The sequence below is a fragment of the Micromonospora sp. CNZ280 genome (assembly GCF_011759515.1).
Window position 1 is genome coordinate 2,278,561 of the sequence record NZ_JAAOYP010000001.1, and the last position, 13,425, is coordinate 2,291,985.

Sequence of the window (13,425 nt, forward strand, 5' to 3'; positions counted from 1 at the left end):
CTGTCGAGTTCGCTCATCGCTTCGCATTCGTAGCGCCGGCACCATAGGCCCGGCGGCACCGCGGGACGCTCCTGGCTCCGCCGATCGGGGTGGGGTGCGGGGCTCAGGCAAGTCCGTAGAGCCGGTTGAGGTCGAGTAGGTGGTGACCGAGGACCGAGGAGGCACGTAGGTCGAGCACGAGGACCAGGAACACGTTGGATGTCTCGCAGTCGACCAGGACGTGTTGGTGTGCGCCGTCTGGCGACTGCCAGACGTAGGTTACGCGGCCTTCGGAGAAGTCGTGCCCGTTGAAGTCGTCTTCGGGGATGGAGTCGAAGTAGGGCCAGAAGTCGAAGGGGGGCTCCTGGTCCGGGCCCACTCTCACGGGGTGGGGTCCCATCGTTGCCTTGTACTCGTCCTCGGTCAGTAGCGGTGCCACCAGGCAAGGATGCCTGGTCAGAGGTAGCGACGCGAGCAGGTGGAAGGTTCACGTGCGTACCGCTTGAGGCATCGCACGATCCCGGTCTTGGTCATGCCCTCTGCCGTTCCGTCCCTGAGTCTCAGCGGCTAACCGCTCCGGCTCGCTCGTCGTGCCAGAGCTGGCCCGCCTGGCCCGAACGGTGGCGTCAATAGTCGAGGAGAAGGGGCTGACGGTGCTCGATCGCGGTCTCGGCCAGCTCGAGCATCACCGCGAGGCCGAACCGGGCGAGGTCCTCCACCGTCGGGTCGTCGGTGAACAGCCCTCGCCGCAGCTCGGCCGGGTCGTACCCGGTGAGGAGGCCGGTGCGTTCGGCCAGCAGGTGCAGCTCCGCGGCCAGCCGGTCGACCGAACCCATCAGGGTCGGCTGACCCGTCGGCCGGGACGCCTCGATCACGAGCGGATCCGCGGCGAGCGGCAACCACCACTCCACCCCGGACAGCAGGGTGAGGTAGCGCTCGGGCTGCGCTGAGGCCGCCTGGTACGCGGGAGCGTCGGCGAACTCACGCGGGCTGTCCGGCTTGTCCCAGGGGCTCGGCTGCAGGTCCGGACGCTCGTCGTACGCGGCGAGCAGCAGCACGGCGCCGAATCCGTCCCAGTCGGGCTTGTCGGTCCAGTACGGCTGGGTCGTGCCCTCCGGCCAGTCCACCGGGCCGCCGAGCGCCTCGCCGAGCCACTGCTGCCACTCCCGCACGGCGGTCTGCACCACCTCGGGGTCGGTTTCCTGGTCCTCATCCTCCTGCGCCCGGATGACCCGCACGGTGAATCCGTCCTGTGCGCCGATCTGCTGTGTGATGGTCAGCCAGTCGTTCAGGTGGTAGCGGGTCAGTGGTCCGACATAGAGATCAAGGCCCATGGGAAGGCATTCTCGCCTACGACGCGCACGACGTGTCGAACTGGGTTGAGGCCGCCCCTGCCGGCTGCTGGCGTCCGCGCCGATGGCCGCGACCTCGTCGACGGTCTGCGCCGGAAAGGCGTTGTGGAGTAGCAGGTCTGTTCCGACCGGATCTGCTGATCGAGGTCGAGGCAGTCGCAGCGATCGCCGACCGCTAGACCTCACGCCAGCGACCGACCGTGGCAACAGCGGCATCGGACGGGGCGGAGGTCAGCCCGGCCAGGGCATGGTCGAGGTGACGGCGCCGGGTCGCTCGGGCTCACTTGCCCCCGGGGGTGAGTGAGCCCACCCGCCGGCAGGCTTCCCGTACCGGCTCCCAGCTGCCATGGTCACCTCATGATCGACAGTGAGGTGACGCGTCGCGTCGTCGGTGACTTCCTCCGGTACGTCCGCTCCGGTCACGAGCCCCAGCGGGCTGCGGAGTTCATGGCACCGACGGTGCGAGCCCACCAGGTGCAGTCCGAGGACTTGGCAACGGTTGAACGGACTCCGGACGACTACGCTGAGCACGTCCGGGAGATGACCGCCAGCTGGGGCGCGTTCGACCTCACGATCGAAGAGTTTCTGGTCGACGGCGCGCGAGCGCATGTCCGGCTGGCCCAGGTGGGGCACCACCTCGGGCCGGTGGAGGGCATTGCGCCGACCGGTCGGATCGTTCGGCAGATCAACTCGGTCGTCTATCACGTCGAGGACGGGCTGATCACGGAGTACTGGATCCAGATCGATCGAGCCGGGCTGCTGGCCCAACTCAGGGACGGTGTGACAATCTGATCATGATTGGCCGCTGTCGAGGTCAGCCGCCTGTTCCTAGCGCCGGCGGCCCGCGGGCACAAGGTTGGAATCCAGCTCCTGACCCACGCCCGCCATCGGGCCACCGAACACCGACTTCCGCTCGTCCTGGAGATCGTCGATCACGAGCGGTAAGCCTCCGCCATCGCCCTATACGAGCGCAGCGGCTGGCGGCACACCGACACGACCACCGCCACCTGGGCCGACGCGGAAGCCGGCCCGTCCGGGTGCGCCGGTACACCCTCACCGACGATCCGCCCTAGCCGGGGTGCCTCTACGCCGGGCTGCGAGGATCACTGCTCCGTCGACTGGCCGACCACCTGATCGCCAAGTGGGCTGCGCCGGTACAGCACGTGCCGTCCGTCGCGGGCGCGAGTGATCAGGCCTGTCGCGTGGAGGACCTGTAGGTGCTGTGACACGGCGCTGGGTGTGACTGTGAGCCGGCGGGCGATCTCCACGGTCGGTAGCGGTTCGGCAAGGAGTTGGAGCAGTCGCGCTTTGGGCGCGCCGAGGAGCGATGTGACGGCGGTCGCGTCGGCGGTCGGTACCGGCGCCCAGAGCGTTGCCACTCCACGGCAGGGGTATGCCAGCATTGGTGGCTCGTCCGGGCTGACTGGCGGGGCGGGCCTGTGGGAGAAGATGGATGGCACCAGAAGCAGTCCTCGGCCGGCTGCCGCGACGTGGTGCCTGCCGATCAGCTTGTCGATGTGCAGGACGCCGTCCTGCCAGCGCAGATTCGGGTGCATGTCGGCGAAGAGCAGGCGTGCGCCGCCTACGGCCAGTTGTCGGGCGCGGTAGGTCGTGTCCGCTTCCAGGACGAGTCGCATCTGCGGCCACGTCGGCTTGATCGCTGCTTGCCAATAGCGGTGCAGGCGGTCGCAGATGGCGTCGCGGAGTGCGAGCACCGGTCCATCCTCGTTCGCGGTGATGTCCTGAAAGGCGGTCGGTAGCCCGCCACGTGGGTACACGGCCAGCACGTCGCGGCGTACGACGTCCGGAGGTGTTCGGCGTACGGCGGCAAGTTCGTCCTCGAAGGCCGCGGCGAAGCTCGCCGGCCGGGGCGTGAGGAAGTCCGGAACGCAGCGGTCTGGCCCGACCAGGGACATCAGCACGTCGGCACCGGGCGCATCGAGTCTGCCGAGAACCGACCTGCGCCAGGGCAGGTGCAGCGCGTACAGGCCAGGCTCGCGTAACACCCTGAGACTGAGCACGGTCTCGTGGATCGGTGAGATCGCGAAGCGGGTGTCCGCGAGGTCTTCGACGCCGAGCATGAAGCGGATCATTTAGCTGGATGCTACATCGCTTGGCGATCGCCGCCGGGGTGCCGTGGACTTTCCGCCATGACACAGATCAACATGACCGACCAGACCATTCGGCGTACGGCGATCGTCACGGGCGCGGCACGCGGCATCGGCGCCGGGGTGGCCAGGCGTTTGGCGCGCGATGGCCTCGCTGTCGCCGTGGTCGACCTGGTCGAGGAAGACTGCGCCGGCACCGTGGCTGCCATCAACCGCGACGGCGGAACAGCGGCGGCGTTCGCCGCCGACGTCAACGACGAGTCGGCCGTGACCGACGCTGTCGCTCGGATCGCCGCCGACTTGGGACCACCGACGGTGCTGGTCAACAACGCCGGCATCGGCGGCCCCAACGCCGGCGTCGAGGAGACGAGCACCCAGCAGTGGGACGCGGTCACCGGGGTCAGCCTGCGCGGAGCGTTCTTCCTCGCCCGGGCCGTGACCCCCTACATGACGGCGGCCGGCTGGGGCCGGATCGTCAACATGTCCAGCATCTCCGCGCTCGGCGACTCCGGCCGCGTCGACTATGCCGCCGCGAAGGCCGGTCTGATCGGCTTCACCAAATCGCTCGCGCTGCGCCTCGGGCAGCACGGCGTGACGGCGAACGCCATCGGGCCGGGCTTCGTGGTCAGTGACATGACCAGGGTCGCGGCCCAGCGGCGGGGCCGCAGCTTCGAGGAGCACCAGCGGATCGTGGCGCAGACCATCCCGGTACGTCGGGTCGGCCAGCCCGAGGACATCGCGCACACCGCGTCGTACCTGGTCAGCCCCGAGGCCGGGTTCGTCTCCGGCCAGGTCATCTACGTCGCCGGCGGGCCGGTGGACTGACGTGATCGACGCTTTCGGACAGGCGGTTCGCAAATGAGCGCAGGCTGCTGGTGCTCCTCGCCCTCACCTGCGGGGTCGCCGTCGGAAACAGCTACCTCCCCCGGACGATCAGCCCGCTGGTCGCCGCCAGCGCTCTTGCCCGCCATCTGGCGTCAAGCCCTGCCACCGGCCACCCTCGAGCCACAGTCGCCGCCCAGAACACCTGACCAAGGATGATCGTCGTGCCAGCCGCTACCCACCGCCTACCCCTATCGCCGGATGTGCCGATGCACGATGGCCAGCTCACAGTCTCACTCAACGCGGTGCGTGAGCTGGTAGACGCGCAGTTCCCCGAGTGGCGGAGCCTGCCTGTCAGGCGCGTCGCTTCGCGGGGAACGGTCAACGCCATCTTCCGTATCGGGGAACGGTTCACGGCCCGGTTCCCCCTTCAGCCTCGTGAGGTCGACGCGGCGCAAGGCTGGCTGGAACGCGAAGCAGAAGCGGCCCGAGAACTGATGGGTCGTACGCGATTTCCCACCCCCGAGCCGGTCGCCATCGGTGCACCCGGCGCCGGCTACCCGCTTCCATGGTCGGTGCAGACGTGGGTACCCGGTGTCGTAGCCACCGACCAGGACCCGGGTGACTCGATCGCGTTCGCGCACGATCTGGCCGAGTTCGTCAGTGGCGTGCGAACCATCGACGCACGGGGACGCACGTTTACCGGCCAGGGTCGCGGTGGCGAGCTATCAGCGCACGACGGGTGGATGGAGACCTGTTTCAGGCACAGCGAGACGCTGCTGGACGTCCCGCTGCTCCGCCGGATCTGGGAGGTCATGAGGGAACTGCCGCGGGGCGAGGCCCCGGATGGGATGAACCATGGTGATCTCATTCCGGGAAACGTCCTCGTCTCCGACGGGCGGCTGGCCGGGGTTCTCGACGTGGGCGGACTGGGGCCCGCCGACCCTGCCCTTGACCTCATAAGTGCCTGGCACCTGCTGGAACGCGAGCCACGTCAGGCATTTCGGCAGCAACTCGGCTGCGACGATCTCGAATGGGAGCGCGGCAAAGCGTGGGCCTTCCAGCAGGCAATGGGGGTGGTTTGGTACTACCACCAGACCAACGCCGCCATGAGTCGGATGGGCCGACGCACTCTCGCGCGCATCATCGCCGACCTGCCATCAGCCTGAGCCGGCACGCCGCGCGCATCGTCGCAGCCAGCAGATAGCGCCGCGTCAGCGCGCGCCGGATAGCCGCAAGTAACACGCAGACAGAGCACGGAACCTCGCCGGGTCCGTATCCACCGAGCGGCGGCGTACCGCACGTCATGGAGTGGGCCGCCAGGGACTCGAACCCTGAACCTATGGATTAAAAGTCCACAGCTCTGCCATTGAGCTAGCGGCCCGCGCGCTCAGGTTACCGGACTTCCAGTCGATGCGACTCTCGCCGGTCGCGCCGCTGCCGGCCGCGGCGGGCGCCCGGCAGCGGGTCGCGGTAACCGGACGCCGCTCGACTTCTCCGGCAGTGACCGCATAGGGGAAGGACGGGCGGGAACCGTACCGGCATGAGGATGAGCAGCATCCCGGCCGTGGCGGCTTCCAGCGAGGAGGTCGGCCCGGACGGCGTACGGGAGCCGGGTGGCGAGGTGCACGCCTGGCTGCCGGGGCAGAACCAGACCGTCTGCGGGCTGCCGTTGAGCCGTACCCGGCTGCGCCGCTTCCCGCACGTGCGGTTCGACTACTCCGGCACCGACCAGCTCACCGAGGCCGACCCGGTCGGCTGGGTCTGCCCGCGCTGCCTGGCCGCCACCGCCGGCCGCCGTCGGGACGAGAAGCAGGCCTGGGTCCGCCACGCTCCCCGCCCCTGACAACAGTTCCGCCCAGCCCGGCAGTGGCGCGGGACCCCCCGAATCCGGGCTCCGGGCCGCCGACGGCCTGAGGGCCCGGGCAGCCCTGCGGTGCGAGATTCCCGAGGCCGCCCGCAGCGTGAGATCCACCAGAGCCGCAACTCCGCGCGACCTCCTGGGCGCGGACGGGCCGGGAGAGCGGGCGGACGCAGGCCGGGCCGGTGGCGAAGACGGGCGGTTGATGGGCGGCTGACCGGGTACGGGTCGGGCATGCGGATCGTGGTGGTGGGGGCGACCGGCAACGCGGGTACCGCCCTGTTGCGGCGGCTGCGCCGGGAGCGCGGAGTGGAACTGGCCGGGGTGGTCCGCCGGCTGCCCGGCCCGGACGCCGGTGAGCCGTACGACCAGGTGGAGTGGCACTCCTGCGACATCGGCCAGCCGGGCGCCGCCGGCCAGCTCGCCGAGGTCTTCACCGGGGCGGACGCGGTGGTGCACCTGGCCTGGCAGATCCAGCCCAGCCACGACCAGGGGGTGCTGCGCCGGACCAACGTCGAGGGCAGCCGGGCGGTGCTCGACGCGGTGGCCCGGGCCAACGTTCCGGCCCTGGTGTACGCCTCGTCGGTCGGCGTCTACGCGCCCGGCCCGAAGGACCACCCGGTGAGCGAGCGCTGGCCGGCGACCGGGGTGCCCGCGTCGTCGTACAGCCGGCACAAGGCCGAGGTCGAGGCGCTGCTCGACCGGTTGGAGCGGGAGCACCCGGCGGTGCGGGTGGTGCGGATGCGGCCCGGGTTGAACTTCCAGCGGGAGGCCGCCACCGAGATCAGCCGCTACTTCCTCGGCCCGTTCGCGCCGGTCCGGCTGCTGAAGTACGGCCGGATCCCGCTGGTGCCGACCCACCGCCGGCTGCGGATGCAGGCGGTGCACACCGACGACGTCGCCGACGCGTACGCCCGGGCTCTGCTGGGTGATGCGCGCGGGCCCTTCAACCTGGCCGCGGACCCGGTGCTGACCCCGGAACTGGTGGCCCGGCACTTCCACGGCTGGACGGTGCCGGTGGCCGCCCCGGTGCTGCGCGTCGCCGCCGCGCTGACCTGGCGGGCGCGGCTGCAACCGATCGACGCCGGCTGGGTGGAGCTGGCGTTGAACGCGCCGCTGATGTCCAGCGAGCGGGCCGAGCGGGAACTGGGCTGGGAGCCCCGGACCGACGCGCTCGCCGCCCTGAAGGAACTCTTCGCCGGCATGGCCGCCCGCGCGCACACCCCCAGCCCGCCCATGTCCGCCGCCCGCGACCTCCCCGGCCGGCCCGCGGCCCTCCTCCGCGCCCGCCCCGCCGGCCACAAGAACCCCTACTGACCCACCCAACAGACCGGTTCCCGCCGTTGATCATGAAGTTGGTGGCACTCGTGTCGCGGCACCAACTTCATGATCAACGAGGGTCGCCACCGGTCAGGTGAGGCGGGAGGACGTCACGGTGGGTGGGCGGGCGCCCAGGAAGAAGATGCCGGGGTAGTTGGGGGTCTCGAAGCCGTCGCTGGGGTTGCGGCGGAGGGTGGAGCCTTCGATCTTCAGGGTGCCGGTGCGATTGTTGCTGACGAAGAAGATGGCGCCGCCGCCCTCCTTCGCCCGGTTGCCCTCGATGATCGTGCCGGCGATCCGGACGGTGAACTCGTCCCCGTCGCAGTAGATCGCGCCGCCGCTGCCGCCGCCCGGGGTGCCGGCCCGGGCCGGGTTGGCGCCGTTGCCGAGCGCCTGGTTGCGGGTGAACACGCTGTTCAGCACCACCCAGGAGACGCCGATGCTGCTCAGCGCCCCGCCGTTCGAGCAGGAGCCGCCGTCGAAGGTGCTCTGCACCACGTACACCGGCTTGTTCTCGTGCTGGCTGAGCACCCGGACGGCCGCGCCACCCAGGTCCGGGCCGGTACGGTCGCAGCGGTTGCGGACGAAGCGGGAGTTGACCACCTTGAACCGGCCGCCCCGGACGAAGATCGCCCCACCGCCGCCGCCCTCGGCCCGGTCCCCGGTGGAGTTGCCGTCGGCGAAGGTCAGGTTCTGCACGGTGAGCTGCGGGTGGTCCTGGTTCTGGCAGTGCGAGGTGGTCCAGCCCTGCGCGCTGTCGCAGGTGTTCATGTAGAGGATCCGCCGCCGGCCCTGACCGCTGAGGGTGACCTTGCCGCCGCCGTCCAGCACCACCTTCGGCCCGTTGGCGTTGCGTACCTTGGCGGTGGCCTTCATCGCGATGGTCACCGGGTCGGGCCCGCAGTCGAAGGTGATGATCCCGCCGGCCGCCACCGCCTTGACCACCGCCTCGGAGGTGCAGCTCGCCGCCGTGCCGGTGCCGATCCGGCGGGTCGGCTTCGAGGTGTCCACCGCCCGCGCCTCGGCCGGCACGCCGGCGCGTCCGTTCGGGTTGCCGGCCTTCGGCACGGCACCGGTCGAGGGCTTCGGGCTGGCGCTCGACCCCGGGCCGCCGAGACCCACCCGGGCCGCCGAAGCGGCGTCCGGGCCGGGGCTGGGCGCGTCAGCCGACGCCGACGGCTCGGCCCGGGGCACGTCGGACGATCCGCAGGCCGGCAGGCCCGCCGCGGCGACGGTCAGCGCGAGCGGGACGAGCAGCGACTTCAGGCGCACCCCGTGATGCTAGGAGCCCGCCGGCCGTCCGGACCGACCCGGCGCGACGGTTTAACCCGGAGCTAAGGATGGGCGACCGCGAAGGCGATCAGGAACCCGACGACCGTGATCAGGCCGGCGAGCAGGTGCGCGTTCTCGAACGCCTCCGGCACCATGGTGTCGATGATCATGGCGAGGATGCCGCCCGCCGCGAGCGCGGTGATCGCCGCCAGCGCCGCCGGTGAGGCGTCGCCGAGCAGGACGTAGCCGGCGACTGCGGACAGCCCGGTGGCCAGCGCGATCAGCGTCCAGAGCGTGAAGACCCAGCGCCGGCTCCGGCCGGCGTGCCGCATGCCGGCCGCGCTGGACAGCGCCTCCGGCACGTTGCTGAGGAAGACCGCGCCCACCGTGACCAGGCTGACCGTCTTGCCGCCGAGCAGGCTGGCCCCGATCACCACCGACTCCGGTACGCCGTCCAGCAGCGCGCCGACCGCTATCGCGTTGCCCGAGCCGGGTCGTTCGGCCTCGGTGGGCTGCCGCCGGCCGGAGCGCTTGCGGTGCTGCCCGCCGCGCCGCGCCAGCACCACATTGGCCAGTGTGAAGACCACCGCCCCGGCCGCCGCGCCGAGCGTGGTCGGCAGCACCCCGCCGTGCTCGTACGCCGTGATGATCAGTTCGAAGGAGACGGCCGAGAGCAGCGTGCCGGCACCGAACGCCATGATCGAGGCGATGATCCGCTGCGGCACCCGGGCGTACCAGCCCGCCGCCGCCCCGATCAGCAGGGCGGAGCCGGCCAGCAGCCCCCACCCACCCGCCTCCAACGATTCCGGCACGGGCCGGAGGCTACCCCGATCGGGCGCTGTCGCACGCCAGGAGCGCGGCTACGTCCCGGAAGTGGCGAACCACCCAGCGGCCGAGCGCTGTCCGCACACCCGCGCGGTCAGAAGTCGGCGAAGAGGTACGGCAGCTGGCGCGGGAAGAGTCGGCGCAGCTCGGCCCCGGCGTCCGCCGGCACGTCGCCCAGCCCGCGCAGGTGCACCTCGGCCGGGTCGAGCACCCCGTACGCGAGGGCGGAGAGCCCGGCGGCGGTCAGCGTGGCCTTGGGCGGGGTGCCGGTGGCCGGGCCGGTGACCAGCTCCAGCGAGCCGGTCGTGCCGTCCAGCAGGTACGCCCCGGCCAGCCAGCGGTCGCCGGTCAGCTCGACGCGTACCCGGCCCGGCCCGGCGGGCAGGCCGGCCAGCGCGTCCACCGACAGCAGCCGGGCCATCGGGGCGGCCGAGTCCGGCCGGGTCACCCGCGCCTCGACCTGCACCGCCAGGTCGGTCAGCCACAGCTCGGGCAGCTCGTCGGCGGGGAGCCGGACGGTCACCTTCGCCACCTGGTCGACGTGCCGGGCGAAGAACTGCAACAGCAGCGCGCGGGCGTACGGGTCGGTGGCGAGCAGGTCCTCGGCGACCAGGGTGCCGCCGTGGTCGTCGATCCGGTAGGTCACCGCGCCGGTGACCGTTCCGCCGCTGCGCGCGGTGAGCAGCCAGTGCTCGTCGCGGTCGCGCAGCCCGACGTCCCGGTAGTCCGGGAAGATCGCGAAGCCGTGCCGCTCGCGCAGGCAGCGCTCGGTGAACTCGCGCCAGGTCGGGTAGCCGGCACCGATCCGTTCCCAACCCACCTCGCCGGGCAGGTCGGCGGCGACCAGCTCGCCGAGGTCCGCCGGGGAGAAGGTGGCGGTGCGCGGCATCGGCAGCCCGACGTAGCCGAACCGGGCGTAGAACGAGGGCCGGAACGGGTAGAGCGAGCTGAGCTGGTGCCCCTCGTCGCGCATCTCGTCGAGGAGCTGGTTCAGCAGGGTCCGCACGTGCCCCTTGCGGCGGGCCAGCGGGTGACTGGCCACCCCGGCGACGCCGGCCATCGGCAGCACCACGCCGCGCAGGTTCTGCCGCATCGGGATGGCCGAGGCGGCGGCCAGGGTGCTGCCGTCCTCCTCCACCACCAGCGTCCGGTTGCCCTCGTTGTAGGGCAGGTAGCGGCGGAACTCCTCGGCCCGGGCCGCGCTGCGCGGCGACGCCTCGAAGGCGTACGCGCCGAGCACGAAGCTGGTGGTCAGTCGTTCCTCGGAAGTCACCCGGCGGACCATCATCTGATCATCCCAACCCGACCGGCCCGCCGGCGCAACCGGAATCCGCCCGGCCGCCGCAGGGGTTCAGGCAGTGGTGACGTCGGAGACCACGACCGTGACGTTGTCCGGGGCGCCGGCCTGGTGGGCGAGCTTGACCAGCTGCTCGCCGCACTGCTGGCGGTCGGCGTACAGGGTGAGCGCGGCGGCGATCTCCGGATCGGCCACGTAGTCGGAGAGGCCGTCACTGCACAGCAGCAGGCGGTCGCCGGCCACCACCGTGATCACGCCGATCGCGGGCGGGGTGTCGGCGCCCTGCACGGCCCGGGTCACCAGCGACCGCTGCGGGTGGTGCCGGGCCTGCTCGGGCGAGAGCGCGCCCTGGTCGACCAGCGCCTGCACGAACGTGTCGTCCCGGGTGAGCTGGCTCAGCTCCCCGTCGCGCAGCAGGTAGCAGCGGGAGTCGCCGACCTGGGCGAGCACCAGCGCGTCCCCGGCGAGCAGGCCGGCGGTCAGCGTCGTACCCATCCCCTCGCGCGCCGGGTCGACGGTGATGGCGGCGTGGATGCGCTGGTTTGCGGTGCTCACCACGGCGCGCAGCGCGTCCGCGGCCTCGTCGGGCGTCGACGGTGGCGTCAGCTCGTCCAGGATCCGGATGACGATCTCGCTCGCCACCTCGCCCGCCGGCAGGCCGCCCATACCGTCCGCCACCGCGACCAGGCGGTCACCGGCGAGGGCGGAGTCCTCGTTGTTGGTCCGGACCAGGCCGATGTCGTTCCGGATGGCCGAGCGGAGGATCAGCGTCATAGGACAAGCTTGCCAAGAACACCCTGCCGCCGTCTCTACGCACTACTGCGTAGGGTTGGGGAATGATGCCGGTGTCCATGGTCGGGCGCGCCGGTGAGCTGGCCGAGCTCGACCGGGCCTGGTCCACCGTGGTCACCGGGCGGCGTACCGCGCCGACCGTCGCGGTGATCAGCGGCGACGCCGGGGTGGGCAAGAGCCTGCTGGTCGCCGCCGCCGTGGACAGCTTCACCCCGCGGCCGGCGGTGCTGCTCTCCGGCGCGGCCCGGGTGCACGACCCGGCGCCGTACGACTGGCTGGCCGCGGTGCTCAGCGGCCGGGACACCAGCGCACTCGACCTGCCCCCGGACGCGCTCGCCTGGCTGGCCCAGCAGCCCACCGCGCCGCGCGAGCGGTACGCCCCGGGCGCCCTGCTCCGGCTCGCCGTGCGGACCGTCCGGCTGCTGGTCGGCGCCGGCCCGGCCGTGCTGGTGGTGGAGGACCTGCACGCGCTCGACCCGGCCAGCCTGAACCTGCTCGGCGAGCTGGCCACCGCCGCCGAACTGCCGGCGCTGCTGCTGGTGGCCACCCGGCCCGCCGCGGACGCGGTCGCGCCGGACCTCGCGGCCCGCGCGTTGGCCCGGCTCTGCGGGGTGCCGGGCGCGGTGCGCCAGCGCCTCGGTCCGCTGCGCCCGGCCGAGGTCGCCGAGGTGCTGACCCAGGTGTACGACGGCACGCGCCCACCTGCCGCCGTGGTGCGCGCGGTCTGCGCCCGCACCGGCGGCAACCCGGACGCGCTGACCGAGCTGCTCGCCGCGCACGCCGGTCAGGAGCCGGCGGAGCTGCTCCGGTCACCGGCGGCGCCGGCGTCCCGGGCACCGGTGGAGTTCCCGGCCGGCGGGGAGGTGGAGCTGACCTCGCGGGAGTTGGAGGTGCTCGGCTGCCTGGTCGCCGGGATGTCCAACAAGCAGGTGGCGCGGGAGCTGGGCATCTCGGTGCGGACGGTCACCGTGCACGTGTCCAACCTGCTGCGCAAGACCGGGGCGGCGTCGCGTACCGAGGCGGCGATCTGGGCGGTGCGGCACCGGCTGCCCGCCCCGGTCGACGGCTGACCGCGCCGCGGGCGGGCCCGGCCACGGTGCGGGGCGTGCGGCCCCGGGTCAGCGGCGCGGGTAGCGGAGCAGCAGGCTGGCCGCCACCTCCTCGTCGCCGACGGCGGCGTACAGGTGCGGCACGTCAGACGTCCAGCGCAGGTGCCCGCCGGCCGACGCGGTGAGCGGCGCGTCCACCGGGCCGGCGCGCAGCACGCCGGCGAAGACCGTGACGTGCTCGGTGACGCCGGGCTGGTGCGCGGGGGAGAGTTGGCCGGGGCCGGGGGCGACCCGCATCCGGTACAACTCGTAGGTGGCATCGGCGTCGTCGAAGACCTCCAGCAGGGTGGCGCTGACCGCCGCCCCGCGTACGGTCGGCGTCGCGGCCGGTCCGCAGAGCACAGCGGTCAGCGGTACGCCGAGCTGCGCGGTTACCGCGTAGAGCGTCTCCAGGGTGGGGTTGCGGGTGCCGTTCTCCAGCCCGGAGAGGGTCGCCTTGCCCACCCCGGCCAGCCGGGCCAGCGCGGAGAGCGAGATCCCGCGTTCCTCGCGGAGCGCGCGGACCCGCCGGCCGACCTCGGCGGCACCCAAGTCGGCGCCCTGGTCTGCACCGGCACCAACCCCCGGGCCGGCACCCGGGTCGGCGCTGGGGCCGGCATCCGGGCCAGCGCCCTGGTCGGCACCCGAGCCGGCGCCCGGGTCGGCGCCGGGGTCGGGGGTCGTTCGGCGGGTTGGTGAGGGCTGCGGC

The 13,425-nt window shown here is 72.3% G+C and carries 14 protein-coding genes, 1 tRNA gene and 1 pseudogene; 7 read left to right on the plus strand and 9 right to left on the minus strand.

From position 1 onward, the window contains the following. Window positions 1-103: 103 nt before the first annotated feature. Window positions 104-418 carry a hypothetical protein gene (locus FHX32_RS10860; protein WP_167180691.1) on the minus strand — a complete coding sequence of 105 codons (315 nt, stop codon included), beginning with the start codon at window positions 416-418 and terminating at the stop codon, window positions 104-106. Window positions 419-605: 187 nt separating this feature from the next. Next, window positions 606-1,313, minus strand: coding sequence for a hypothetical protein (locus tag FHX32_RS10865; RefSeq protein ID WP_167180693.1), 708 nt, complete (start codon window positions 1,311-1,313; stop codon window positions 606-608). Window positions 1,314-1,688: 375 nt separating this feature from the next. Here FHX32_RS10865 and FHX32_RS10870 point away from each other — a divergent pair, with 375 nt between their 5' ends. Further along, the gene (locus FHX32_RS10870) at window positions 1,689-2,123 is read left to right on the plus strand and encodes an ester cyclase (RefSeq protein WP_167180695.1); all 435 of its coding nucleotides are present in this window, start codon (window positions 1,689-1,691) and stop codon (window positions 2,121-2,123) included. Window positions 2,124-2,138: 15 nt separating this feature from the next. Further along, window positions 2,139-2,404, plus strand: a pseudogene (locus FHX32_RS34985) (GNAT family N-acetyltransferase); the annotation flags it as partial. 30 nt (window positions 2,405-2,434) lie between these two features. Here FHX32_RS34985 and FHX32_RS10875 read toward each other — a convergent pair. Next, window positions 2,435-3,424 carry a winged helix-turn-helix domain-containing protein gene (locus FHX32_RS10875; RefSeq protein ID WP_167180697.1) on the minus strand — a complete coding sequence of 330 codons (990 nt, stop codon included), beginning with the start codon at window positions 3,422-3,424 and terminating at the stop codon, window positions 2,435-2,437. A gap of 57 nt (window positions 3,425-3,481) precedes the next feature. On the opposite strand from FHX32_RS10875, the gene FHX32_RS10880 reads away from it, so the two are divergent. Next, window positions 3,482-4,264, plus strand: a complete 783-nt coding sequence (locus tag FHX32_RS10880; RefSeq protein ID WP_486480997.1) for an SDR family NAD(P)-dependent oxidoreductase — start codon at window positions 3,482-3,484, stop codon at window positions 4,262-4,264. Window positions 4,265-4,566: 302 nt separating this feature from the next. After that, window positions 4,567-5,430 (plus strand): aminoglycoside phosphotransferase family protein, encoded by an 864-nt coding sequence (locus FHX32_RS10885; RefSeq protein ID WP_486480998.1) that lies wholly within the window; start codon window positions 4,567-4,569, stop codon window positions 5,428-5,430. A gap of 143 nt (window positions 5,431-5,573) precedes the next feature. Here the strand turns inward: FHX32_RS10885 and FHX32_RS10890 are convergent. Further along, a tRNA-Lys gene (locus FHX32_RS10890) sits at window positions 5,574-5,645 on the minus strand. Window positions 5,646-5,804: 159 nt separating this feature from the next. Between FHX32_RS10890 and FHX32_RS10895 the strand changes: the two genes are divergently transcribed. Further along, window positions 5,805-6,107 carry a hypothetical protein gene (locus tag FHX32_RS10895; protein ID WP_167180701.1) on the plus strand — a complete coding sequence of 101 codons (303 nt, stop codon included), beginning with the start codon at window positions 5,805-5,807 and terminating at the stop codon, window positions 6,105-6,107. A gap of 249 nt (window positions 6,108-6,356) precedes the next feature. After that, window positions 6,357-7,439, plus strand: coding sequence for an NAD-dependent epimerase/dehydratase family protein (locus FHX32_RS10900; protein ID WP_167180703.1), 1,083 nt, complete (start codon window positions 6,357-6,359; stop codon window positions 7,437-7,439). A gap of 93 nt (window positions 7,440-7,532) precedes the next feature. Here FHX32_RS10900 and FHX32_RS10905 read toward each other — a convergent pair whose 3' ends face one another. From FHX32_RS10905 to FHX32_RS10920, 4 genes are all read right to left on the minus strand, one after another. Beyond that, complete coding sequence (locus FHX32_RS10905) at window positions 7,533-8,714, minus strand: hypothetical protein (RefSeq protein WP_167180705.1); 1,182 nt, start codon at window positions 8,712-8,714, stop codon at window positions 7,533-7,535. Between the two features lie 62 nt (window positions 8,715-8,776). Next, window positions 8,777-9,526 (minus strand): ZIP family metal transporter, encoded by a 750-nt coding sequence (locus tag FHX32_RS10910; protein ID WP_167180707.1) that lies wholly within the window; start codon window positions 9,524-9,526, stop codon window positions 8,777-8,779. Between the two features lie 107 nt (window positions 9,527-9,633). Continuing rightward, complete coding sequence (locus FHX32_RS10915; protein WP_167180709.1) at window positions 9,634-10,827, minus strand: GNAT family N-acetyltransferase; 1,194 nt, start codon at window positions 10,825-10,827, stop codon at window positions 9,634-9,636. Between the two features lie 63 nt (window positions 10,828-10,890). After that, window positions 10,891-11,610, minus strand: a complete 720-nt coding sequence (locus FHX32_RS10920) for a protein phosphatase 2C domain-containing protein (RefSeq protein ID WP_167180711.1) — start codon at window positions 11,608-11,610, stop codon at window positions 10,891-10,893. Between the two features lie 62 nt (window positions 11,611-11,672). On the opposite strand from FHX32_RS10920, the gene FHX32_RS10925 reads away from it, so the two are divergent. After that, the gene (locus FHX32_RS10925) at window positions 11,673-12,698 is read left to right on the plus strand and encodes a LuxR C-terminal-related transcriptional regulator (RefSeq protein ID WP_167180713.1); all 1,026 of its coding nucleotides are present in this window, start codon (window positions 11,673-11,675) and stop codon (window positions 12,696-12,698) included. A 48-nt stretch (window positions 12,699-12,746) separates the two neighbouring features. Here the strand turns inward: FHX32_RS10925 and FHX32_RS10930 are convergent, their stop codons facing one another. Further along, window positions 12,747-13,268 (minus strand): XRE family transcriptional regulator, encoded by a 522-nt coding sequence (locus tag FHX32_RS10930; RefSeq protein ID WP_167180715.1) that lies wholly within the window; start codon window positions 13,266-13,268, stop codon window positions 12,747-12,749. Between the last annotated feature and the right edge of the window lie 157 nt (window positions 13,269-13,425).